Annotated in this window: 21 protein-coding genes; 14 read left to right on the forward strand and 7 right to left on the reverse strand. The window is 31.9% G+C overall.

All coding sequences use genetic code 11. The features are described from left to right. Positions 1–103: 103 nt before the first annotated feature. On the reverse strand, positions 104–613 hold the full coding sequence (locus tag WNY78_RS08435) for a LytTR family DNA-binding domain-containing protein (protein WP_342872835.1): 510 nt from the start codon (positions 611–613) through the stop codon (positions 104–106). A gap of 171 nt (positions 614–784) precedes the next feature. Between WNY78_RS08435 and WNY78_RS08440 the strand changes: the two genes are divergently transcribed. Genes WNY78_RS08440 through WNY78_RS08450 form a run of 3 tightly spaced genes read left to right on the forward strand, consistent with a single transcriptional unit; the run spans position 785 to position 3,203 of the window. Next, on the forward strand, positions 785–2,164 hold the full coding sequence (locus WNY78_RS08440) for a serine hydrolase (RefSeq protein WP_223445425.1): 1,380 nt from the start codon (positions 785–787) through the stop codon (positions 2,162–2,164). Position 2,165: 1 nt separating this feature from the next. Further along, complete coding sequence (locus WNY78_RS08445) at positions 2,166–2,624, forward strand: hypothetical protein (RefSeq protein WP_342872761.1); 459 nt, start codon at positions 2,166–2,168, stop codon at positions 2,622–2,624. A gap of 3 nt (positions 2,625–2,627) precedes the next feature. Then, positions 2,628–3,203, forward strand: a complete 576-nt coding sequence (locus tag WNY78_RS08450; protein ID WP_342872762.1) for a helix-turn-helix domain-containing protein — start codon at positions 2,628–2,630, stop codon at positions 3,201–3,203. A 283-nt stretch (positions 3,204–3,486) separates the two neighbouring features. Here the strand turns inward: WNY78_RS08450 and mnmE are convergent, their stop codons facing one another. Beyond that, on the reverse strand, positions 3,487–4,878 hold the full coding sequence (gene mnmE, locus WNY78_RS08455; RefSeq protein WP_342872763.1) for a tRNA uridine-5-carboxymethylaminomethyl(34) synthesis GTPase MnmE: 1,392 nt from the start codon (positions 4,876–4,878) through the stop codon (positions 3,487–3,489). Positions 4,879–4,983: 105 nt separating this feature from the next. On the opposite strand from mnmE, the gene WNY78_RS08460 reads away from it, so the two are divergent. Then, positions 4,984–6,135: a TlpA disulfide reductase family protein gene (locus WNY78_RS08460; RefSeq protein WP_342872764.1), complete on the forward strand. Its 1,152-nt coding sequence runs from the start codon at positions 4,984–4,986 to the stop codon at positions 6,133–6,135. 55 nt (positions 6,136–6,190) lie between these two features. Here WNY78_RS08460 and WNY78_RS08465 read toward each other — a convergent pair whose 3' ends face one another. After that, on the reverse strand, positions 6,191–6,826 hold the full coding sequence (locus WNY78_RS08465; RefSeq protein WP_342872765.1) for a rhomboid family intramembrane serine protease: 636 nt from the start codon (positions 6,824–6,826) through the stop codon (positions 6,191–6,193). A gap of 53 nt (positions 6,827–6,879) precedes the next feature. On the opposite strand from WNY78_RS08465, the gene WNY78_RS08470 reads away from it, so the two are divergent. Beyond that, entirely contained in the window at positions 6,880–7,794 is a 915-nt protein-coding gene (locus tag WNY78_RS08470; protein ID WP_342872766.1) for a lysophospholipid acyltransferase family protein, read from the forward strand. On the opposite strand, the gene WNY78_RS08475 is transcribed toward WNY78_RS08470, so the two are convergent. Genes WNY78_RS08475 through WNY78_RS08485 form a run of 3 tightly spaced genes read right to left on the reverse strand, consistent with a single transcriptional unit; the run spans position 7,772 to position 11,758 of the window. Continuing rightward, complete coding sequence (locus WNY78_RS08475) at positions 7,772–9,277, reverse strand: aminotransferase class V-fold PLP-dependent enzyme (protein ID WP_342872767.1); 1,506 nt, start codon at positions 9,275–9,277, stop codon at positions 7,772–7,774. The two genes, WNY78_RS08470 and WNY78_RS08475, sit on opposite strands and share 23 nt — an antisense overlap. Before the next feature lie 25 nt (positions 9,278–9,302). Further along, positions 9,303–10,691 (reverse strand): phosphoglucosamine mutase, encoded by a 1,389-nt coding sequence (gene glmM / locus WNY78_RS08480; RefSeq protein WP_342872768.1) that lies wholly within the window; start codon positions 10,689–10,691, stop codon positions 9,303–9,305. Then, a complete protein-coding gene (locus WNY78_RS08485; RefSeq protein WP_342872769.1) occupies positions 10,691–11,758 on the reverse strand; it encodes an acyltransferase in 1,068 nt (355 codons plus the stop codon). The genes glmM and WNY78_RS08485 overlap by 1 nt, the downstream gene beginning before the upstream one ends. 40 nt (positions 11,759–11,798) lie before the next feature. Here WNY78_RS08485 and WNY78_RS08490 point away from each other — a divergent pair, with 40 nt between their 5' ends. The 5 genes from WNY78_RS08490 (at position 11,799) to WNY78_RS08510 (ending at position 18,336) form a co-directional block, all read left to right on the forward strand. Next, positions 11,799–12,407 carry an ACP phosphodiesterase gene (locus WNY78_RS08490; RefSeq protein WP_342872770.1) on the forward strand — a complete coding sequence of 203 codons (609 nt, stop codon included), beginning with the start codon at positions 11,799–11,801 and terminating at the stop codon, positions 12,405–12,407. 3 nt (positions 12,408–12,410) lie between these two features. Continuing rightward, positions 12,411–13,673 (forward strand): T9SS type A sorting domain-containing protein, encoded by a 1,263-nt coding sequence (locus WNY78_RS08495; protein ID WP_342872771.1) that lies wholly within the window; start codon positions 12,411–12,413, stop codon positions 13,671–13,673. 82 nt (positions 13,674–13,755) lie between these two features. Beyond that, positions 13,756–17,013: a PDZ domain-containing protein gene (locus WNY78_RS08500; protein WP_342872772.1), complete on the forward strand. Its 3,258-nt coding sequence runs from the start codon at positions 13,756–13,758 to the stop codon at positions 17,011–17,013. Positions 17,014–17,126: 113 nt separating this feature from the next. Further along, entirely contained in the window at positions 17,127–17,909 is a 783-nt protein-coding gene (locus WNY78_RS08505; protein ID WP_342872773.1) for a hypothetical protein, read from the forward strand. Positions 17,910–17,961: 52 nt separating this feature from the next. Continuing rightward, on the forward strand, positions 17,962–18,336 hold the full coding sequence (locus tag WNY78_RS08510; protein WP_342872774.1) for a hypothetical protein: 375 nt from the start codon (positions 17,962–17,964) through the stop codon (positions 18,334–18,336). Between the two features lie 632 nt (positions 18,337–18,968). Here the strand turns inward: WNY78_RS08510 and WNY78_RS08515 are convergent. After that, positions 18,969–19,496 (reverse strand): hypothetical protein, encoded by a 528-nt coding sequence (locus tag WNY78_RS08515; protein WP_342872775.1) that lies wholly within the window; start codon positions 19,494–19,496, stop codon positions 18,969–18,971. A 192-nt stretch (positions 19,497–19,688) separates the two neighbouring features. Between WNY78_RS08515 and WNY78_RS08520 the strand changes: the two genes are divergently transcribed. The 4 genes from WNY78_RS08520 (at position 19,689) to WNY78_RS08535 (ending at position 24,180) form a co-directional block, all read left to right on the forward strand. Beyond that, the gene (locus WNY78_RS08520) at positions 19,689–20,039 is read left to right on the forward strand and encodes a hypothetical protein (protein WP_342872776.1); all 351 of its coding nucleotides are present in this window, start codon (positions 19,689–19,691) and stop codon (positions 20,037–20,039) included. A gap of 172 nt (positions 20,040–20,211) precedes the next feature. Next, a complete protein-coding gene (gene uvrA / locus WNY78_RS08525) occupies positions 20,212–23,043 on the forward strand; it encodes an excinuclease ABC subunit UvrA (RefSeq protein ID WP_342872777.1) in 2,832 nt (943 codons plus the stop codon). A gap of 126 nt (positions 23,044–23,169) precedes the next feature. After that, positions 23,170–23,337, forward strand: coding sequence for a lmo0937 family membrane protein (locus WNY78_RS08530; protein ID WP_152611504.1), 168 nt, complete (start codon positions 23,170–23,172; stop codon positions 23,335–23,337). A gap of 156 nt (positions 23,338–23,493) precedes the next feature. Then, positions 23,494–24,180 (forward strand): TIGR00730 family Rossman fold protein, encoded by a 687-nt coding sequence (locus WNY78_RS08535; protein ID WP_342872778.1) that lies wholly within the window; start codon positions 23,494–23,496, stop codon positions 24,178–24,180. Positions 24,181–24,201 lie beyond the last annotated feature (21 nt).

The following is a 24,201-nucleotide window of genomic DNA, read 5'->3' on the forward strand; positions in this document are numbered from 1 at the left end:
ACACAAATAACAGCGATGATTGTTGTTATGATGTCAGCATCAATAGCAGCAACCACAGCTGCTAGTAGCTAAGGTTTAAATAATATTTTAAGCTAAAAAAAATCTAATTCAAAATTTTAAGAAGATTAGCTTTGTATAGTTTACCAATAGGAATGATATGATCTTGAATATGTATTCGATTTCCATCAATTTTATTGATATATTGTGTAGCAACAGCAAATGATTTGTGTACTTGGATAAAACCATTTGTTGGTAATGATTCTAAAATATCAGATATTTTATCCCTAATCGTAATGGTTTCAGTTTTAGTGATGATTTTTGTATAATTTCCAGAAGCTTCTACATACAAAATTGTATCGATTTCTAATTGAATAGGAGATTTATTCTGACGAATAAAAATACGTTTTGGTAAAGTTTCACTTGCTTCAAGTATTGGTTTCTTTACCTTTTTATTTGAATCAACAACTTTATTAACGGCTTTTAAAAAGCGCTCAAAACGAAATGGTTCTAATAAATAATCGACAATATTTAATTCATAACCATCAATGACAAACTCACTATAAGCAGTAGTTACAATAACTTTTACAGGAAACAGTAGTATTTCTTTACCTATATGGAACTCTCTTTAAAAACTATAAAAACTCTACTTACTCATTAAAATAAAGTCCACATGTACTATTATTTCAGGTAATTACCACAGATGTCATAAAGATGTCATAAGTTTGGCGCTAGTGTCTATGGGTATTGTATTTAATTTTGTAAACGAAATATTTAATACAAACACATGAACAATTATTTTACAAGTATCCTTTTCTTTTTTATTACATATATTGGGTTTAGCCAAAGCTATCAATCTAAAATTGATGCTGTAGTTTCATCAACTTACAGTTCTAAAGAACCAGGAATTTCAGTTTTAGTAGCCAAAGATAGAAAAGCCATTTATAGTAAAGCTTTTGGAAAATCTAATTTAGAATTAAACACTCCTTTAGAAACTAATAGTGTCTTTCAAATTGGCTCTATAACAAAACAATTTACTGCGATTTCTATTTTAATGCTAGAAGAACAAGGTAAGTTAAGTGTTGAGGATAAAATTGGAAAATACATTCCTGAATATGCTGAAATTGGAAAAGACATTACCATTCATCATCTATTAAACCATACTTCGGGAATAAAAAACAGAACACCTGTTGGTGACAAGGGTTTTATTTCTAAAACTAATATGTCACCTACAGAACTTATTGCATATTTTAAAGATGAACCTTTAGAATTCAAACCAGGAGAGCGTTTTAAATACAGTAATGCAGGCTATATTTTACTAGGGCGAATTATTGAAATCGTTTCTGGACAACCTTACAGTGATTTTATAGAACAAAATATTTTTGATAAAATAGGAATGAAGAATTCATCCTGTGGAGATATGAAACAAGTTATTCCCAACCTTACTAAGGGTTATATCATTGAACAAAATGATTTTGTAAAATCAGATTATATAAATTTGTCTTTAGCGTATTCCGCAGGAGCTATTTTATCTACCACAGAGGACCTTTTAAAATGGCAAAATGCATTACTTTCAAACACACTTTTAAAAGCTTCTAGTATAAAACAAGCTATGACACCAACCTTATTAAACAGTGGAAAAAGAGTACCTTATGGATATGGTTTTCGATTTTCAAAACTGGGAAATTCTCCTGTAATTGCCCACACAGGAAGCACGAAGGGGTTTACCAGTATTGCGCTGTTTTTACCTAAAGAGAAACTGTATATAACTGCATTAACCAACTGTAATTGTAAGAATGTAAATAACGTGGCGAAACAAGTTGCTGAATTATTTGTAAATCTACCCGATAATAAAATAACAGAGGTTGAGAATAATCAACCTGAGAGAAAATCAATTGATGTACCTTCAGAAATATTAAGTGACTATACAGGTACTTATGAGGTTAAACCAAATGTAAACCTTACTATAGGATTGGATAACACAAATCAATTATACTTATTAGCTCCAGGTCAAACCAAGAAGGTCGAATTATTTGCCGAAACTCAAAATCATTTTTTTGTAAAAATTGTAGATGCAGAAATCACTTTTAATACAAATGAAAAGGGGAAGGTTATTAGTTTAACTATGAATCAATCTGGTCGTAAAATCACTGCTAAAAAGAATTAATATGGAAAATAACGAAAAAACTACTTTGCGACAGGCGATACATTTTGCAAAAGTACCTGTAATAATATCATTATTTCTATCACCAACAAGATATACTTTAGAATTGATAGGACTGCCAGAAAATGTCATTTTTATTATTGGTCTGCTTTGGCTCACCTTAGGATTTGCCATATATTTAGGTATTAAAACCTTTAACAAGAAAATGCCTTATCGCATCCTCTTATTAAGTTTAGCTATTTTTTCTCCAATCTCAAGAGTTCCTGTGGCTATACTTTGGTGGGTGGATACGAAATGGGAAATTGGCACTCATTATGGATTATATTATGATAATTTTGGTGAAGCCTTATTAAATCATGTGATTTATGGGTCGTTAGTTCAATTAATTCCTGCATTCATATTGGGTTCAATAACAATAGCACTAATGCGGTACAGAAAACAGTCACAAAAAATAAACCTATAGAAAATGGATAAAAACTATTTAGCCATACGAGTAAAAGAGTTAAGAAATCAGAGAGGTATGTCTCAAGAGTTTCTTGCTGAAGAATCTGGATTGAGTTTAAGAACGATTCAACGGATTGAAAAAGGGGAATCAAATCCCACAGGTGAGTCATTGAAGCGATTAGCCAATGCCTTAAATGTAAGTCCAGATGAGTTGATAGATTGGTCCGTTAAAGAAGATAAAAAGTATTTAACGTATCTCAATCTATCAGCATTAATGTTTTTATTTTTTCCATTATTAGGAGTTCTAATTCCATTTATACTGTGGACATCGAAAAAAGGTAAGATTAAAAACAGTAATAAGCTAGGTAAAGATTTAATCAATTTCGAAATCACCTGGACCATATTGTTATTTTTTATTCCTATTGTATTATTCTTAATATCAAAAATCGGGCTAATTAAAGATATGACTTTAAGCTTATTTTTTATAGTCATTGGCATTTTGTATGTCGCCAATTTAATTTTAATATTGATCAATACATTGAGAATAAACAATGAAAAAGAGGTGATATATAGTCCTCGATTTAAGTTTTTAAAATGAACTTCATCTAGATCAAACCATTACCGAAAAGTTCCAAGAAAAAACTAAACAATGCAATGAATTAATAAAATTGAATTACATTTATCTTTAGAATATAAAATACCAAATATTTAAAAAAAGCGTAAATTCAATTTAAACCTTTAGCCATATTTCAGGACTAGATATTTGTTGACCCGTCCTGAATAAAATCTAAATAATTTTAAACATGGATACATAAAGTACTTCACTCCTATTTACAAGTGTTTCAAGAAAAGTAGTACAGATATGGGACAATTAGTTTAAACTATTTGCCGATACAGAAATTAGCAAAAATATTACCCAACAAATCATCATTGGTAATCTCACCTGTAATCTCTCCAAAGTGATATAATGCCTGACGAATATCTATAGCCAATAAATCTCCAGACAAATCTGATTCTAATCCGTGTTTTACTTTTTGGATTTCTTCAAATGCTTTCAACAACGCATCATAATGACGTGAGTTTGTTACAATTGTTTCATTATTTCTAAGTGCTCCTGTGTTAATTAAATCTAACAATGAATTAGTCAACTGCTCTACTCCAAAGCCTGTCTTAGCAGACAATAATTTAATTTCTGGAATGTCAGATTGTATTTTGGATATTAAAATATCATCAACTTTATCTATCTTATTCGCTATTACAAGAAGTGGTTTTTGCGGATATTTATTCTTAATCTTTTCTAACTCAACTTTTAAAGCTGAACGTTGATCTTTAAAATCATCAGCATCAAATAAATAAATTACAACTTGCGCTTGGTCTATTTTTTCAAAGGTTTTCTTTATTCCAATACTTTCAACCACATCTTTAGTGTCTCGTATTCCTGCAGTATCAATAAATCTAAATCCTATACCTCCTATCGATATCTCATCTTCAATAGTATCTCTTGTAGTACCTGCTATTTCTGAAACAATAGCACGTTCTTCATTTAATAGTGCATTAAGCAATGTAGATTTACCAACATTGGGTTCTCCTACAATGGCTACAGGAATACCGTTTTTAATAACATTTCCAACAGCAAACGAATCTATTAAACGTTTCAAAACAAAAGTAATTCTATCAACTAAGGCTTTAAACTGAGAACGATCTGCAAATTCTACGTCTTCTTCAGCAAAATCTAACTCTAGTTCAATTAACGAAGCAAAATTTATAAGCTCTTCTCTGAGTTTAGATATTTCCGAAGAAAAACCACCACGCATTTGCTGCATAGCGACTTGGTGAGAGGCTTCATTATCACTAGCTATTAAATCTGCAACAGCTTCTGCTTGCGACAAATCTAATTTTCCGTTTAGAAACGCTCTTAATGTAAATTCTCCTGCGTTTGCCATACGGCAACCTTTCCGAAGAAATAATTGAATAATTTCTTGTTGAATATATAAACTACCATGGCAAGATATTTCTACAACATCTTCACCAGTATAAGAATTTGGATTTTTAAATACAGACACCAAAACTTCATCAATAACACGCTTATCGTCAACAATATGTCCTAAATGAATAGTGTGCGTCTTTTGTTTTTGTAATGACTTCTTTTTTACTACGGAAGTAAAATGTGCATCAACAATAGCGATAGCATCATTACCAGAAAGCCTAATCACAGCAATTGCTCCACTTCCTGAGGCTGTTGCTAATGCAATAATAGTATCTTGTTGAATCATTAAAATATTTTTTACAAAAGTATCGCAATTTTAGATTTATTTATGAAAATAGGCTTGATTTTCTTACAAGTAACTTACTATATTTGCAGTACAAAATTTATAATTATGAAAAAAATAGTATCAATTTTAGCATTATGCTTATTAGTTATAGGTTGTAAAACCGAAGAAAAAAAAGCGCCTCTTGAAGGTTATCTTATAGAAGGTGAAGCTCCTGGTATCTACAATGGGATTAGAGTTTACTTACAATCTGCAGATGAACGTAACAGAAAAATCAATAGAGATACTGCTATTGTAATGAATGAAAAGTTTGTTTTTGAAGGTAAAATTGAAAAACCTGAAATTTGGTATCTATCAATTAATAGTGTTAACGGTAGTTCTCCATTTATTATTGATAACGATTATTACACGATAACTGTAGATAAAGATAAAGTTGATAATACTGTAATTAAAGGTCCAAAGGCTAACGATGCTTTGAGTGCTTATTTTAAAGACACAAGAGAATTAGCAAATAGACGTACTAAATTGACTGGACAATTAAGATCAATTGGAGATGTCTCTAAACGTGAAAACATTAACAACGAAATGGTTCAATTAAATAAAGATGAATCAAAAATACCGTTCATGCATATTGAAAAAAACAAAGATAATGTAGCGTCTTTAGTTTTTATTAATAACGAATTGAATTCTAAAGATGCAGATGTTGATAAGCTCGAAGACGCTTTAAATAACGTAAATAGTGAATTGAAGAATTCAAAACTTGGTCAAGAAACTGCTTTGAGAATATCACAAGCACAAAAAGTTAAAGCAGCTGAAGGTGCAACGCAAATTGGTAGTATAGCTCCACAGTTTTCTGCACCAACTCCAGATGGTAAAGTATTATCTCTTAAAGAAGCTATGGGAAAAGTAACTGTAATCGATTTTTGGGCTGCTTGGTGTGGACCATGTAGAAGAGAAAACCCAAATGTGGTTAAGATTTATGAAAAATATCATAGTAAAGGACTAAAAATTATTGGTGTATCGTTAGATGGTAGTGGCAGACAAAAAGATCCTAAAGATGCATGGTTAAAAGCCATAGAACAAGATAAACTTACATGGCATCAAGTATCAAACCTAAGTTATTTTAACGATCCTGTAGCAAAAGCTTATAATATTAAATCTATTCCTGCAACTTATATTTTAGATGAAACAGGAAAAATTGTAGCTAAAAATTTAAGAGGTGCAGCTCTTGAAGCTAAGATTTCAGAATTATTGAATTAAATTTTTATTTACTTCGGAAATGAGCCTCTAATGTTTTATCAGAGGCTTTTTCATTTTAAATCTTACCTAATTTATGCATCATGAATAAAATCACAATTGGTATGGCTAATAGACCTACCATTAACAAATCGGTTTCAAATAGTGAAGGTTTTAAAATTAAAGTAATAACATAACCACCAACTGCACCACCAAAGTGTGCATCGTGACCTATATTACCAACTCTCTTTTTCATTCCGTAGATAGAATACAGTAAATATCCTATTCCAAAAACAAAACCAGGAATAAAGAAATTAATTTTCATCATAGGATTCATTAAAATAGCAGAATATAGCACACCCATTACTGCTCCACTTGCTCCTACTGCACTATATTGATATTCATTTTGATGAAAGTAATAAGACAATAAACTTCCTAACGTAAGACTTCCTACATAGACAATTAAAAAATTAAGCTCGCCTAAATCAAAGATAACCCAATCCGCAAAAAAATAGAGCGTTACCATATTAAATAACAAGTGCTGCATATCTGCATGCAAAAAGCCAGAACTAAACATTCTAAACTGCTCACCTCTTTTAATGCCTCCTACATTAAACTTATAGCGTTCAAAAAAACCGTAATCATTAAATCCTTTGTAGGATATTAAAGCATTTGCTCCAATAATTATAATGGTAAATAAACTCAAACTACCCATAGACTATAAACGTTTTATTATATATATATTTGCCACTGCAAATCTAATCAATAATGCAATTTATAATATACATTTTAGTTTATCCTTTTTTATGGCTTATTTCTATACTTCCTTTTAGATTGCTATATGCGTTTTCTGATGTGCTCTATCTTTTAATTTATAAAGTATTTGGGTATAGAAAAAAAGTTGTTGTGGCTAATTTAAAATTAGTGTTTCCAGAAAAATCTGATAAAGACATAAAAATCATTACTAATAAGTTCTATCATCACTTATGTGATATGATGGTTGAAGCTATCAAATCTTTAACTATTTCTGAAGCAGAAATGAAAAAACGTTTCACATTCACCAATATAGAACTTCTCCAAGAATTAGAAAATAATGGAAGAAGCATAGCACTAATGTGTGCTCATTATGGAAGTTGGGAGTGGATTTTTGTACTCCAGAGTTATATTAAAAATAAAGGTTATGCTGTTTATAAACGAATTGAAAATAAATATTTTGATAAACTCATCAAAGGTATTCGAGCCAAATACAATAGCGAGTTGATAACTACCAAGGAGACCATCCCAAAATTATTAAGAGCTAAAGTTGACAATAAAACTTTTATTTGCGGATTTGTATCAGATCAATCAGCAAAATCATGGAAAGCGCTTCATTGGTCAGAATTTATGGGTCACAGAGTACCAATGCACACAGGAGCAGAAATGCTGGCAAAACGTCTAGATTTAGCGGTTGTTTTCTTTAGAGTGAAACGATTAAAAAGAGGGTATTATGAAACGACCTTTGAAACCATTACAGAACATCCAAAAGAGTTTGAAAACTACGATATTACAGATGCTTTTTTTCGTTTAGTAGAACAACAAATCAATGAAGCTCCAGAATATTATTTATGGACGCACAAACGTTGGAAATATAAAGACGATTCTCCCGAGAATTATAAAGTAGTTAAAGCGAAAACCACGAATTAATTTGAGTATTGTTTTCAGTTTTACCTACTAGTGATTCATGAATAAACTCATTCGTTTTACCATCATATTGATAACTCTTAGCCCATTCTTTATGATTTTGAGCTAAAGCCTTAAGACTTTCGCAAACAAAAGCCATTTCTTTATTCGTTGTTGTTGGGTGAATAGACATACGTATCCAACCTGGTTTACGAACTAAATCTCCAATAGAAATCTCATTGGTTAACTCATGACTCGTTTGTTGATCTACATGTAGTAAAAAATGTCCATAAGTTCCTGCACAACTACAACCTCCTCTGGTTTGAATCCCAAAACGGTCATTCAATAATTTCACACCAAGATTAAAATGCAAATCGTCAATATAAAAAGAAATCACACCTAAACGATCTTGATGCTGACCAGCAAGTATTGTAAGATTTTCTTCGGAACGTAATGCATTAAAAACGGTATCAACTAATTCATGTTCGCGTTTGAGAATATTATCAACTCCCATTTGCTCTTTAAGCTTAATAGAAAGTGCTGTTTTTATGGTTTGTAGAAAACCTGGAGTACCACCATCTTCTCTATCTTCAATATTGTCAATATACTTATGTTCTCCCCAAGGATTGGTCCAACTTACAGTGCCTCCACCTGGACAATCTGGAACCATATTTTTGTATAACTTTTTGTTAAAAATCAATACTCCTGAAGTTCCTGGTCCACCCAAAAATTTATGTGGAGAAAAGAAAATTGCATCTAAATTTTGTAGTTCGTTTTCTGGATGCATATCAATGTCAACATAAGGTGCAGAACATGCAAAATCTACAAAACACACACCACCATGTTGATGCATAACTTCTGCAATTTTATGATGTGGTGTTTGAATTCCTGTGACATTAGAACCTCCAACAACAGACGCTATTTTTAATGTACAATCTTTATATTTCTCTAATAAAATTTCTAAATTTTCAATACTAAATAAACCTTCGTCATCTGGTGGAATCACTTCAACCTTGGCAATGGTCTCCAACCAAGAAGTTTGATTTGAGTGATGTTCCATATGCGTTATAAAAACTACAGGACGAATCTCATCAGGAATCGTTGTATATTGTTTCAAGTTTTCAGGCACTTTTAATCCTAAAATTCTTTGAAATTTATTCACAACACCTGTCATTCCATTTCCTGAAACGATTAGCACATCATCGTCATCACAGTTGACATGTTTTTTGATAATATGTTTTGCTTCATGATACGCTTTAGTCATTGCTGTCCCAGAAACCGTAGTTTCGGTATGCGTATTTGCTACAAAAGGTCCAAACTCATTGCAAAGCTTCTCTTCTATTGGTCTGTATAATCGTCCAGAAGCGGTCCAATCTGTATAGATAATTTTTTTGTTTCCGTAAGGGGATTCAAACTCTTGATCTATTCCAATGATATGTTGCCTAAATTGATCAAAATACAATTCGAGCTCAGAGGGTTTTGATGTTGACATTTCCGTAGAAATCATAATAAAAGTGCTTTATGCTAAGATACTAAATATTTGCGATTGCCTTAATTTCTGAAATGATACGATCTGCTAAATCGTCTGCTTCAGTTTGACTTGGTGCTTCGGTATAAATTCTAATAATTGGCTCAGTATTACTTTTTCTGAGGTGTACCCAAGAATTTGCAAAGTCAATTTTAACACCATCTATAGTGGTTAAGTTTTCATGAGCGTATTTGTTTTCCATAGCTACAAGTAACGCATCAACATCCAATTCAGGTGTTAACTGAATTTTCTTTTTGCTCATAAAATAATTTGGGTAACTAGCTCTAAGCTCACTTACTTTCATTTTCTTTTCGGCTAATAAGCTTAAAAATAAAGCCACACCAACTAGTGCATCTCTTCCGTAGTGAGATTCTGGATATATAATTCCGCCATTGCCTTCACCACCAATTACAGCATTGTTTTTTTTCATTAGATTCACAACGTTAACCTCTCCTACTGCACTGGCTTCATAAGTTCCTCCATGCTTTTCAGTCACATCACGTAATGCACGCGTAGAACTCATATTACTGACCGTATTACCTGGTGTTTTACTCAACACATAATCTGCACAAGCTACTAATGTGTATTCTTCTCCAAACATTTCTCCTGTTTCGTCCATAAATGCCAAACGATCTACGTCTGGATCTACAACGATTCCGAAATCTGCATGTTCTTTAACAACTTCTTTTGATAAATCTGTTAAATGTTCTTTTAGAGGTTCTGGGTTATGAGGAAAATGTCCAGTAGGATCACAATATAATTTTACAGCATGAACACCTAAACGATCTAATAATAACGGAATTGCAATGCCACCTGTAGAATTCACACCATCTACAACGACTTTAAAATTAGCTTTTTCAATCGCTTTTACATTCACTAAATCCATATCAAGAACTTCATCAATATGTATATCAATGTACGCATCATTAATTGCAATTTCTCCTAAGTCATCAACTTCTGCGAAGGTCATTTCATTAGATTCGGCTATTTTTAAAATTTTAGCACCTTCAACTCCATTTAAAAATTCGCCTTTAGCATCAAGTAATTTAAGTGCATTCCATTGTTTTGGATTGTGACTTGCTGTTAAAATAATACCACCATCTGCATGTTCCATTGGTACAGCAATTTCTACAGTAGGTGTTGTTGATAAACCAAGATCAATGACATGTATTCCTAATCCGACTAATGTATTCATCACTAGATTTTGAATCATCTCTCCCGAAATTCTTGCATCTCTACCAACCACAACTCTATAGTTTTCTTTATTGCGTTGTTGTTTGATCCATGTACCATAAGCTGATGCAAATTTAACAGCATCAATTGGAGTTAAATTATCACCAACATTACCGCCAATGGTTCCACGTATTCCTGAGATTGATTTTATAAGTGTCATTATCTAAATTTTGTTTTCAGTTTTAAAAAATAAGTTTCAAAATATTTATAGCTCAAATGTGCTAAAAGTATTGTTAGTGCAAAAGTCAATATATAAATTAAAAGAATGGTTATGGTATCGTTAAAAATTTTCAGTTCTTGGATTTTAAGCATAAAAAACACGACGAAATTTAAAGCTATGACATGAAACATGTAAATTCCGTAGCTAATATGTCCTAGATGGTTGAGATATTTGTTGTTGAGCACTTTTCCGAAGTTATTATGAGCAAGCGTATGAATACATAACCCAAACAATAGCATTGTTGACAAATTACGCATCCAGAGTTCTTTAAATTTAAAAACATCTGTTGTGAAATATAAAAGGGTTGCTATCACAATTAGAATCGGAATTACTGCGGAAATTTTAAAAAATTCTAACTTGTTCTTTTCTTCCAAAATAGCAACGATACCACCAAAAAAAAGTAAAAAATAAACAAAACCAAATCGACGTAAATAATGGAAACCGTTAACATGAAATAGTATAAAGTAACCTATCGTTAAAATGGACAATATGAGTAATATCCTGTTTTTCTTCACTATATATAAAAGTGGAGCAATCATCAAATAAAACTGTTCTTCGATACCAATAGACCATAACACCTCTAAAATACCTCCAGGTTCATAAAGTCTACCAAAAATATTAGGAAGAAAAAATGTGGTCAATAAAATACCTTCTCCTAGGTTATAATTATTTTCAAAAGGAATGTTTAATGCTGGCAAAATCAACCAATAAAACGTAAATCCAAAAAAGGCAATTAAATAATATAACGGAAAAATGCGAAGAATTCTACGTATATAAAATTTCCGAATAGAAAATTCATCACGCTTTTTATATCTATAAATAAGTCTGATAATTAAAAATCCACTTAGCACAAAAAACATATAAACGGCTTCTGTACCTCTATTAAAAATTGGAATATCTAGATAATATGGAAGACCTTGATTTCTGCTTAGTAGTGGAATATGAAAAAACAAAACCAACGAGGCCAATAAAAAACGTAAGGGATCTAAATTTGGTAATCTATCCAAGTGTAAGCGTTTAGAACTCAAAAATACATATATTTATTGAATGAATTTTCTAGCCCATATTTTTCTTTCAAATAACGATAATCAAATCACGATTGGTAATTTTATTGCTGATGGTATACGTGGTAAACGCTATAAAAAATATCCAATTGACATACAGAAAGGTATTTTATTACATCGCCAAATAGACACATTTACAGATGCGCATCCAACGGTAAGATTGAGCACAAAGCGTTTGCATAAAAATTATGGTCATTACAGTGGAGTTATTGTAGATATTCTCTATGATCACTTTTTGGCTAAAAACTGGAAGCAATATTCAGACATCCCTTTACCAGAATATATAGAGCGTTTTTATGATTTATTAGAAAATAATTATGAAACGTTACCTGTGAGAATTCAAAAAATGATGCCACATATGATTTCAGATAATTGGCTATTGAGTTACGCTAAAATTGAAGGGATTCAAAAAGTTTTAAATGGTATGAACCGACGAACAAAAAACAGATCTGGAATGCATACTGCAACAGTAGAACTCCAAGAATATTATACTGAGTTTGAAGAAGAGTTCACCTCTTTTTTTGAGGAACTTATAGCTTTTAGCAAAGACACCTTGAGTACTATTGAAACTGAAATAGCAAATGAAAATTGAAAAATGAAAAAAGTAATATTCTTTATTTTTGTAATTATAACGATATCTGCTAACTCACAAATCATAAATTTTGATGATCCAAATTTTAAAGATTTACTATTAACTACAGATATCGAAGATTCTATTGCAATGAATTCTGATAACATTGCTATTATTATTGATACTAATGGTGATGGTGAAATTGAAGTTAGTGAAGCTGCTTTGGTTGATGAGTTATTTATACCTATAAACTCTAACATCTCCAGTTTAGTTGGTGTTGAGTTTTTCACAAATTTAACTCAATTATCATGTCTCTACAATGAATTAACACAATTAGATGTTAGTACTTTAAATAATCTTAATTCACTTGCTTTGCAACATAACCAGCTTCTACAATTAGATGTTAGCATGCTAGAGAACTTAACTTATTTGAGCGTTTTTGATAATCAACTTACGACACTAAATATAAATCCACAATTGGAATACTTGAACTGTAACGACAACAATATTGATAGCATTGATTTTATACAATCATCATCGTTAACAGAATTATTTTGTACTAATAACAACTTATCAGAATTAAATCTATCAAACGCAATTAGTCTCAGAAATTTAAATTGTGATGATAATCAATTAACACAGTTATTAATTCAGAATCTTCCATTAATAGGATTGTCTTGTGATAATAATTTATTAACCTCAATAGATGTCTCTGGAGTTGGGTTAATTAATCCTGGACTCATTTTGTTTATTAATTGTGAAAACAATCTACTAACTACAATAGATGTCACAGTTGCTACGAATCCAAAAGTTAGGTTAGAATGTAGTAATAACCCAAATCTCACCACATTATATGTGAAAAACGGAGAAATATTTGATGACACTTTTAATCCGATGATACCTCCAAGACCTTCTTTATTTTTTGAAAACAACACTAATTTAGAACTCATTTGTGCCGACGATTTTAACTTTGAATATTTAGAAGATAAAATATTAGATTATAATTTAACAGGAATTACATTGACATCAGATTGTACACTAGATGTCATTGACTATAAAAAATCAAACTTTACATTTTATCCAAATCCAGTTGATAACTCAATAACTATTGATTGCTTGACAGCTTTTAATGTCTTGAAGGTTTATGATATAACTGGACGACAAGTACATCAAACAAATTTTGAAACTTTAACACCAATTAACTTAGAGTTTTTAAATTCAGGACACTATATTATTCAATTACATTCTAAAACGGAAAAACATAATTTCTTAATTATAAAAGAATAACTGTTTACCATTTTAACAATTGCAACAAAAAATCGTTTCATCAATTTTGTATCTTTAGGTACAAAAAAAATCTAATCACAATATGAAACGATTAATCCTCGCCTTCTTGAGTGTATTTGCAATCACAGCATCAGCTCAAACCAAACTCTTAAGACAACCAACCATCCACAACAACGACGTCGTTTTTGTCTATGCCAACGATCTTTGGAAAGCATCCACAAATGGCGGAACAGCAATCAGACTCACCAGCGACATTGGTTATGAATCGAGTCCGCATTTTTCTAATGACGGTAAATGGATTGCATTTACTGCACAATATGATGGTAATGTAGATGTATTTATTATGTCTTCGGAAGGTGGAGAACCAAAACGATTAACCTATCATTCTGCAGCAGATGTTGTCCAAGGTTGGACACCAGAAGGCAACATACTTTTTCGATCAAATAGAGAAGGACGACCAACACAAACCAACAAGTTTTTCACAGTGTCTCCAAAAGGAGAATTACCTGTGGCTTTAGATATTCCGCGAGCTGCTTATGGCGATATTTCCGCAGATGGAAAACATATTGCCTACACTCCTATTACATCTTGGGATCCAGAATGGCGAAATTATCGTGGTGGTCAAGCTATGCCAATTTGGATTGTAGATTTAAAAACTAAAGAATTAATAACCACTCCTCAATTAGATAAAGAACGTCACCTAGAACCTGTTTGGCTTAATGGTATTGTGTATTATTTGTCAGAGCGTGATTATACAAGTAATATTTGGTCCTTTGACCCAAAAACAAAAACTGAAAAGCAAATGACTTTTCATAAAAAATTTGACACCAAGAGCTTAGATGCTAGTAACAATATGATTGTTTATGAGCAAGGCGGTTTATTACACACGCTTAATCCAGAAAACGGAACCACAAAAACATTACATATTGAAGTCAAAGCAGATTTAAACTTTTCACGTTCACGTTGGGAAGATGTATCTGGCAGACAATTATCAAACCCAAATATTTCACCTAACGGAAAACGTGCCATCTTTGAACATAGAGGTGATATTTTTACAGTTCCAAAAGAAAATGGGACATGGAGAAACTTAACAAATTCATCTGGTATTGCAGACCGTACACCAATCTGGTCGCCTAAAGGTGATAAAATTGCTTGGTTCTCAGATAAAAGTGGCGAATATCAAATGGTTATTGCAGATCAAGATGGTCAAAATCAAACCTCTATTAAGTTACCTAATAACACATTCTATTTTCAACCAGATTGGTCACCAGATGGAAAACATATCGCTTACACAGATACCGATTTTAATATTTGGGTAATTAACCTAGATACAAAAAAAGCTGTCATTGCAGATACCGAAGGTTATGCACATCCAAATCGTAGCATGAATCCTAAGTGGTCACCAGACAGTAAATGGATTGCGTATGCAAAACAAAATAATAGTAGTTTCAAATCGATTTACGCATATAACATTGATTCTAAAAAAATCATCCCAATTACTGATCCTTTGGCAGATGCTATTAGTCCTGTTTGGGATGCTTCTGGTAAATATCTATATACTTTGGCGAGCACCAATTACGGATTAGCAACAGGTTGGCTAGACATGAGTTCATACGATCCCGAAACGACACGAAGTTTGTATGCTATTGTTTTATCTGCGGAAGACAAAGCACCAAATCACATCAAAACTGATGAAGAAGCATTAGAAGAGCAAAAAGACGAAAAGAAAGACAAGGATAATAAAGAGAAAGAAGACAAGACCAAAGATGCTGCTATCACTGTAAAAATTGATACTAAAGGATTATTTGATCGTGCTGTTGCTTTAAATTTACCAGATGGTAATTATGTAGATTTAGCAAAAGCGCCTAAAGGTCATGTGTTTGTTGCTGAAGCTCAAGATGATGGAAATGGTGTAAAAATTCATGATTTTGATACCGAAAAAGATGAAGCTTCTATTTTTGACGAAGGTGTCCAGCAAATGCTCATTTCCGAAGATAGAAATAGTACGCTTATTAATAAAAACGGACAATGGGCAATTGTAGCAACCAAAGGAAAAGCTAATTTCTCAGATGGAAAAATCGATACAAACCTCAAAATAAAAATTGATCCAAAAGAAGAATACAAACAAATTTTTAAAGAAGGTTGGCGTTATATGCGTGACTTTTTATATGTTGACAATGTTCATGGAGCACCTTGGGATGATGTGTATGCATGGTATTCGCCTTGGATTGATCATGTACGTCACAGAACCGATTTAAACTATGTTGTGGATATTATGAGTGGTGAGGTTGCCATTGGTCATTCTTACGTTCGTGGTGGTGATTTACCTAATGTGGATTACGTTCCCGTTGGTTTATTGGGTGCAGATATTGTGTTACATAATGGATCTTATCAAATCAAAAAAATCTATAATGGAGAACGCTGGAATCCAGAAACCAAAGCACCTTTATCACAACCTGGAATTACCATTAATGAAGGTGATTACTTGCTTGCAATAAACGGAACTACACTAACTTCGGAAGTAAATCCGTATCAATTATTAGAGCAAACTGCTGGTCGGGAAATTAATATCACTGTCAGTAGTAAACCATCAATGACTGGTGCTCAAACAGTTTTAATCAAGCCTGTTTCAAGTGAGCGTAGTTTAAGATATTTAGATTGGGTTGAAAGTAATCGTCGTAAAGTTGATAAATTATCAAATGGAAAACTCGCTTACGTTTATGTACCTAATACTGGAAATCCAGGTTTCACGTCTTTTAATCGCTATTATTTTTCACAACAAGATAAAAAAGGAGCTATCATAGATGAACGTAATAATGGTGGTGGATCTGCTGCAGATTATATGATTGATATTATGAATCGTAAGCTCTTGGGTTATTTTAATAGCAAAACGAAAACCAATCGTCCTTGGACAACACCAATGGCAGGAATTTGGGGTCCAAAAGTCATGATCATAAATGAACGTGCTGGCTCTGGTGGTGATTTATTACCATACATGTTCAAAGAAGCAAATTTAGGACTTATCGTTGGTACAAGAACTTGGGGTGGATTGGTTGGTACTTGGGATACGCCTCCTTTTATAGATGGTGGACGCATGGTTGCACCTCGTGGTGGTTTTTATGATGTCAACGGAAATTGGGCAGTAGAAGGAGAAGGTGTTGCTCCAGATATTGAAGTGATACAACATCCTAAATTAGTGAGTCAAGGTCAAGATCCGCAATTAGAACGTGCTGTTGAAGAAGCCTTGAAACAACTCCAGATTAAAGAGTTTGAATTAATGCCAGAACCTGCTGCTCCTGTGAGATCTAAACGTCCCGAAGGTTATAAAAAAGACAATTAATTATTGTAATACAAAGACTCAAGCCTATTTACTAACAAATAGGCTTGTCCTCTTATCCATCTACTAAAGATTAATATTAACTTCGCCACGAGAAATTAAAATAGTTACTATCTGTGTCAAAAAAAATATCTAAATCTAAACCAAAAAAAATACTGAAAATTGTTGGAGGAGTCATCATCTTTTTCACATTGCCTTCACTTCTATTCTTTGCTTTTATGTACTTTAAATACAATGAAGATTTACCAACTGGAGAACAAGGACAAGCTGCAGATCAACTCGCAACTAAAATGCTTAACGTATTAAATCATGATGCCTACAAAGCCACAGATTATATAGAATTCACATTTAAAAAACATCATCATTACAAATGGTTTAAAACTGAAAACACCTGTGAAGTCTATTGGAAAAATGTCAAAGTTAATCTAGATTTAACAGACCTTAGTAAATCTCATGTTTACTTTTCTGACCAGTCTGCTGATCATTTAGAAATTAAATATGAAGGAAAAGAAAAACAAGATTATATCCAAAAAGCTGTTGATTATTTCAATAACGATACCTTTTGGTTAGTTGCACCTTACAAGGTTTTTGATGAAGGTGTAGAACGCAGACTCGTAAAAACTGAAGACAATGAAAACGCATTATTAATAACTTACACCAATGGTGGCTCTACTCCTGGAGATTCATACTTATGGCATTTTGATGAGAATGGAAAACCTAAAAGCTACCAAATGTGGGTTGATATTTTACCAATTAACGGATTAGAAGCGTCATGGAGCGATTGGAAAACGACTGATACTGGAGCAGAATTACCAACGTTTCATAAGTTGCTGGCTTTTGGTTTGGAGATTGAGGATATAAAAACTAGTGAACAGTCATCAGTTGACAGTTTGCAGTAAAAACTAATACACATAGATTCACAGATAGATTTGGTATATCGAATTAAATTCAATGAAAAAGATTTTTGAACAGACTTACGAATTCCTAATGTTTCTATCAAAAATCACAGGTTTTAGTTATAAAGAAATTAATATTATTATTTGGTTTATTATTATCCCAATGACATGGCTATTTTTAATTGATAAAATCAAAGGAAAGCACTATTTTAAAATTGGGTTTTCGTCAATAGTATTTCTTGTATTGCTTTTCATTAAAGACTTTTCAGAATTCTCCAATACGTTGTTTGATAAGTCTGCAGACTTTCTAAGAGGTTTTAATCCTATTGGTATGGATTACACTGTGGCTTCTGTAGTTATTTGTTTGTTAGTGCCTTTGATTGTTTATGTGGTATTGATAAGAAAAGCGTATTTCTCTAAATCAGACTAAAATACCCTAAGTTTAAAACTTGGCACCTATCCGACGAAGTAAAGCGTTAAAAACAAAAAGCTGTTTAAGACTTCGCGAGTAGCGAAGTTGAGTTTCTTTTTGTTTAGCTTTCGAGAAATAGATAGGTAAGTTTTAAAATTAAGGCTAGACTTTTTTGGTTCTTTTTTCGGCAATGAAAAAAAGAATAGGTGATATTTTTTTAATTACATTCATTTTGCCTTGATGCAAATTGCGAAGCATATCATGAGATCAATAGAATAAACATAGGCGATTATAAAAATGAAATCGTTCTTGTTGTAAAATTATTATGTTCATTTTGCCTTGATGTAAAACAAACCAAAAAATCAAAACCATTCTTAGGAAATCACAAGTGACGTTCGCTTTTTCTTTTAGAGTTTCTAGGATAACTAATTAAATTTTGGAATGGTTTCCTAGTGTATTCAATATTTAATCTAATTGAAGCTCACTATTTCTTAGAATAGTTGATCACTCTGCTGTGCTTACTCTTGTTTGCTTACTCATAATTATAAATAATAAAAGTTGTTCTTTATTTCAATTATGGTTGAATTTATCGACTGAAAACTGAGACTGAGACTGAGACTGAGACTGAGACTGAAAACTAATAAAGATAACTACTTACTCTTCTGTCCAACAAACTGCTGTGACTTCATTTTAAACAACACATTAAAACTCGTTAAACTTCCGTAGCTACGAGTAATGTATTGTTGTAAATCTATTTTCTCTTGTTCATCGAGGTTTTTGCTTGAGTTGATTTTTTGTTCCATCACACGCAAGCGATCTCTTACCATCGTAATTTTATGAAAAAAGCTATCAATAGACATTTCTTTACCTTGTAAATTAGTGTCACCTGGTTCCATGATGAGTTTTCCACCTTTCCATTTATCTGAAATGTTGACGATTTCCGAAGCATCACTCCATTTTTTTAAAATATGAACAAGACTGCTTTCTACTTCTGCAAAGCTAATTGTATCTACTTCATCTTCGCAAGCTTCTATAACTTCAAAATCGCTATCAATCTCAATGGTTTCTAATCCGTTATCCATAAAGGTGACCCAATAATGTTTTGATGTGACGTTTGTTACGACACCTTTTCCAAATTCGTTATGGTTTATTCTTGATCCTATTCCTAATATTTCCATTATTCTATGTAAGTTTATTTTGAAAACTAAAATTAATATAAATTTAGAAAACAACTTGAAACCTTGAGTAATTATTACTCAAAAAAATGATTAAAAACCTATATACATTTTGTGTTAATTATTTTTAAAAACATTTCAAAATTTGAAAATTTTATTTATTTTAAATTATTGTCAACTATAAAAACTGAAATTATGAAAAAACTAATCTTTACACTCTTTTTTTTAGGATGCTTTAGTATATCTTTTTCACAAGATTTACCTAAAGTTGGTGATGTCTTAAAAATAAATGAACCCTATGCGCAAACATTCAATTATGTATTTTTTCCTAAAACGAACATTTTAAAAAAGCGAGGTAAAATTTCGGGATATAAAAGTGTATATGGAGATACTGTAGTTATTACTGAAGTAAACACCAATAAAAATGGTGATACATATGTGGTTTTGAAGAAAAAGGACAACAGCAAATTTTTTGGCTATTTAACTGATGTTAAAGCTAATTATGCTAAATCAATAGATGCTGGAGAATTATCCTTAGCTAAATAATTGTATAAAAACTCAATATTAAAAATGTGTCGTTAACGCGACACATTTTTATTTTTCAACCCGTTTATTAAAATATCTTTTACAAAATCAAACAATAGTTCTACCTAAGAAATTAATCACAAAATCTGTACCTTTGCACTTTTGCTATTAAAACACACATTCCAATACATTTATGACCAAATTTGATGATGCAATTGAGGTTCAAGGCGCGAGAGTTCATAACCTAAAAAATATTGATGTTACCATACCACGAGAAAAACTTGTAGTGATTACAGGTTTATCTGGTAGTGGAAAATCATCATTAGCATTTGATACGATTTATGCTGAAGGTCAACGTCGATATATCGAAACATTCTCTGCGTATGCGAGACAATTTCTTGGCGGATTAGAACGTCCAGATGTAGATAAAATTGATGGTCTCTCACCTGTTATTGCCATAGAGCAAAAAACAACTAGTAAATCACCACGTTCAACAGTTGGGACAATTACCGAAATTTATGATTTTCTAAGATTACTATACGCTCGTGCAAGTGATGCTTACAGTTATAATACTGGTGAGAAAATGGTGAGTTATAGCGATAACCAAATCAAAGACTTAATAAAAAAGAGTTATATAGGAAAGAAAATCAACATCCTCTCACCTGTAGTTCGTTCTCGTAAAGGTCATTATCGCGAATTATTTGAGCAAATCGCAAAACAAGGCTTTGTAAAAGTAAGAGCAGATGGAGAAGTAAAAGATTTAGTTAAAGGCATGAAGCTAGATCGTTATAAAATGCATGATATTGAAATTGTCATTGATAGATTAAAAATTGACGATACAGATGATAATGATAAACGTTTAGCCGAAACCATAAATACGGCAATGTATCATGGTGACGATGTACTCATGGTTCTTGATCATGAGACAAATGAAGCACGTTATTTTAGTCGGAATTTAATGTGTCCATCTTCTGGAATTTCATATCCAAACCCAGAACCTAACAACTTCTCGTTTAATTCTCCAAAAGGTGCTTGCCAAACCTGTAATGGGATTGGAACCTTGTACCAAGTGAATGAAAACAAAATTGTTCCAGACGATACAATTTCTATAAAAGCAGGTGCTTTAGCTCCTCATGGTCCACAAAAAAATAGTTGGATTTTTAAACAGTTTGAAACCATTGCGCAACGTTTTGATTTTAGTTTAAATGATTCTTATAAAAGTATTCCTTCGGAAGCTAAACAAATGATAATGTATGGTGGAAACGATAAATTTTCCGTAGAAAGTAAAACTTTAGGAGTCACGAGAGATTATAAAATCGATTTTGAAGGTGTTGCTAATTTTATTGAAAGTCAATATAAAAATGCAGAAACAACCTCATTAAAACGTTGGGCAAAAGATTATATGGATAAGGTTGAATGTCCTACGTGTGAAGGATCTCGACTTAGAAAAGAATCATTATACTTCAAAGTCAATGGTCTTAATATTGCAGAATTAGCTAACAAAGATATAGTTGATCTTGCTGCTTGGTTTAAAGATTTAAACCAACATTTAAGTAAAACGCAATTACAAATTGGTGAAGAAGTTATTAAAGAAATTAAATCAAGAATCAATTTTTTATTAGATGTTGGTTTAGATTATTTATCATTAAACCGAAGCTCAAAATCTTTATCTGGTGGAGAAGCACAACGTATTCGTTTAGCCACGCAAATTGGCTCTCAGTTAGTTGGTGTACTTTATATTTTAGATGAACCTAGTATTGGTTTACACCAACGTGATAATGAAAAACTTATAAATTCTTTGATATCTCTTCGTGATATTGGAAACTCTGTTATTGTTGTAGAGCACGACAAAGATATGATTGAACGTGCAGACTATGTGATTGATATTGGTCCGAAAGCTGGAAAATTTGGAGGAGAAATTATTAGTATTGGGACTCCTGCGGAATTATTGACACATGACACATTAACTGCCGATTATCTCAATGGGAAGAGAGAAATTGCTGTTCCGAAGGAACGCAGAAAAGGAAATGGTAAAAAAATTGTTTTAAAAAATTGTACAGGTAATAACTTAAAGAATGTGTCTATTGAGCTTCCGTTAGGAAAAATGATAGGTATTACTGGTGTTTCAGGTAGTGGAAAATCAACACTTATTAATGAAACGTTGTATCCAATTATGAATGCTTATTATTTTAATGGTGTTAAAAAACCAATGCCTTATAAAAGCATTAAAGGCTTAGAACATTGTGATAAAGTTATTGATATTAACCAATCTCCAATTGGAAGAACTCCACGAAGTAATCCAGCGACATACACAAAAACGTTTGATGAGATTCGTAGTTTATTTGCTAAAATCCCAGAAGCGATGATTAGAGGTTATAAACCTGGACGTTTCAGTTTTAATGTGAAAGGTGGTCGCTGTGAAACATGTCAAGGTGGTGGTTTAAGAGTGATAGAAATGAATTTCCTCCCAGACGTTTACGTAGAATGTGAAACGTGTCAAGGAAAACGTTTTAACAGAGAAACCTTAGAAATTAGATACAAAGGAAAATCTATTAGTGATGTTTTAGATATGACTATGAATGAGGCTGTAGATTTCTTTGAACACATCCCTAAAATTCACAGAAAACTAAAAACAATTGTTGATGTAGGATTAGGTTATATAACACTTGGTCAACAAAGTACAACGCTTTCTGGTGGAGAAGCTCAACGTATTAAACTGGCTACAGAATTAAGTAAACGAGATACAGGAAATACATTTTATATTCTTGACGAACCTACAACTGGCTTGCATTTTGAAGACATTAGAGTATTAATGCTTGTGCTTAATGAATTAGTAGACAAAGGCAATACTGTTTTGATTATTGAACATAATTTAGATGTCGTAAAACTATGTGATTACATTATTGATATTGGTTACGAAGGTGGTCAAGGTGGTGGAGAAGTTGTAGCTAAAGGTACACCAGAACAGATTATAAAAGATAAAAAGAGCTATACTGCTAAATTTCTTAAAAAAGAGTTGGAATAAGGCTCATTTCCGAAGAAAAAAACGAATCCGTCCTTTATCAATCAAGATGTTAATTCTATCGCTTTCATAATTTTTATTACAAACAACTTTAGTGTAAATTCGAGTATAACATTAAAACTATCAATTATGAAAAGTATTTTATGGCTCGTAGCAGTAATTTGTATAATCGCTTGGTTATTAGGATTATTAGGCATCATTCCTGGAATAGGATCAAACAGTTTAATTCACATATTATTAGTAATTGCGGTTATTGTAATTCTATATAATATCATATCAGGACGTAAACCTTTATAGGTTTAAACTTGTAAATTTATACAAAGAGTAATTCATTGATTTGGATTGCTCTTTTTTGTTTATAAATCACCCAACTAAAACTCTATTTCATACCGATTTTTATCTCATTTCGCTTAAATTTGCGACTTTGACATGATACTAACACATTAAATACATATGAGAACAGAACAAAATACTAAACGTTGGAATGAGATTAAAACAAATGACTCTTGGGCGATTTTTAAAATCATGGGAGAATTTGTTAATGGCTATGAAAAGTTAAGTAAGATTGGACCTTGCGTTTCTATTTTTGGATCTGCAAGAACTAAACCAGATCATAAATACTATAAGTTAGCAGAAGAAATGGCTTCTAAAATTGTTGACCATGGTTATGGTGTTATCACAGGTGGTGGACCAGGAATTATGGAAGCAGGAAATAAAGGTGCACATATTGCTGGAGGAACTTCTGTAGGTTTAAATATCGATTTACCATTTGAACAACATGATAATCCATACATTGATAATGATAAGAGTTTAGATTTTGATTACTTCTTTGTTCGTAAAGTTATGTTCGTAAAATATTCTCAAGGTTTTGTTGTAATGCCTGGAGGTTTTGGAACTTTAGATGAACTTTTTGAAGCTATGACACTTATTCAAACTAATAAAATTGAAAAATTCCCAATTGTACTAGTTGGTATTGATTTTTGGGGTGGATTAATGGAATGGGTTAAAACGACATTATTAGAAGCTGGTAATATCAGCGCTAAAGATTTAGATTTAATTCACTTAGTTGACAGTACAGATGAAGTGATTACAATATTGGATAATTTCTATAAAGATTATGGCTTGAGTCCTAATTTCTAAAATCGGTTTTCAATCTAAATT

The sequence above is a fragment of the Psychroserpens sp. AS72 genome, from assembly GCF_038900375.1.
Taxonomy (GTDB): domain Bacteria; phylum Bacteroidota; class Bacteroidia; order Flavobacteriales; family Flavobacteriaceae; genus Psychroserpens.

Excerpts from the sequence above, each read along its gene's own strand:
- WNY78_RS08440 (WP_223445425.1), top strand. The coding sequence starts at position 785 with ATGAACAATTATTTTACAAGTATCCTTTTCTTTTTTATTACATATATT.
- WNY78_RS08530 (WP_152611504.1), top strand. The coding sequence starts at position 23,170 with ATGAAAAGTATTTTATGGCTCGTAGCAGTAATTTGTATAATCGCTTGG.
- WNY78_RS08475 (WP_342872767.1), bottom strand. The coding sequence starts at position 9,277 with ATGATTTCTACGGAAATGTCAACATCAAAACCCTCTGAGCTCGAATTG.
- WNY78_RS08450 (WP_342872762.1), top strand. The coding sequence starts at position 2,628 with ATGGATAAAAACTATTTAGCCATACGAGTAAAAGAGTTAAGAAATCAG.
- WNY78_RS08500 (WP_342872772.1), top strand. The coding sequence starts at position 13,756 with ATGAAACGATTAATCCTCGCCTTCTTGAGTGTATTTGCAATCACAGCA.
- WNY78_RS08515 (WP_342872775.1), bottom strand. The coding sequence starts at position 19,496 with ATGGAAATATTAGGAATAGGATCAAGAATAAACCATAACGAATTTGGA.
- WNY78_RS08520 (WP_342872776.1), top strand. The coding sequence starts at position 19,689 with ATGAAAAAACTAATCTTTACACTCTTTTTTTTAGGATGCTTTAGTATA.
- WNY78_RS08465 (WP_342872765.1), bottom strand. The coding sequence starts at position 6,826 with ATGGGTAGTTTGAGTTTATTTACCATTATAATTATTGGAGCAAATGCT.
- WNY78_RS08495 (WP_342872771.1), top strand. The coding sequence starts at position 12,411 with ATGAAAAAAGTAATATTCTTTATTTTTGTAATTATAACGATATCTGCT.
- WNY78_RS08460 (WP_342872764.1), top strand. The coding sequence starts at position 4,984 with ATGAAAAAAATAGTATCAATTTTAGCATTATGCTTATTAGTTATAGGT.
- WNY78_RS08535 (WP_342872778.1), top strand. The coding sequence starts at position 23,494 with ATGAGAACAGAACAAAATACTAAACGTTGGAATGAGATTAAAACAAAT.
- WNY78_RS08445 (WP_342872761.1), top strand. The coding sequence starts at position 2,166 with ATGGAAAATAACGAAAAAACTACTTTGCGACAGGCGATACATTTTGCA.
- WNY78_RS08510 (WP_342872774.1), top strand. The coding sequence starts at position 17,962 with ATGAAAAAGATTTTTGAACAGACTTACGAATTCCTAATGTTTCTATCA.
- mnmE (WP_342872763.1), bottom strand. The coding sequence starts at position 4,878 with ATGATTCAACAAGATACTATTATTGCATTAGCAACAGCCTCAGGAAGT.
- WNY78_RS08470 (WP_342872766.1), top strand. The coding sequence starts at position 6,880 with ATGCAATTTATAATATACATTTTAGTTTATCCTTTTTTATGGCTTATT.
- WNY78_RS08490 (WP_342872770.1), top strand. The coding sequence starts at position 11,799 with ATGAATTTTCTAGCCCATATTTTTCTTTCAAATAACGATAATCAAATC.
- glmM (WP_342872768.1), bottom strand. The coding sequence starts at position 10,691 with ATGACACTTATAAAATCAATCTCAGGAATACGTGGAACCATTGGCGGT.
- uvrA (WP_342872777.1), top strand. The coding sequence starts at position 20,212 with ATGACCAAATTTGATGATGCAATTGAGGTTCAAGGCGCGAGAGTTCAT.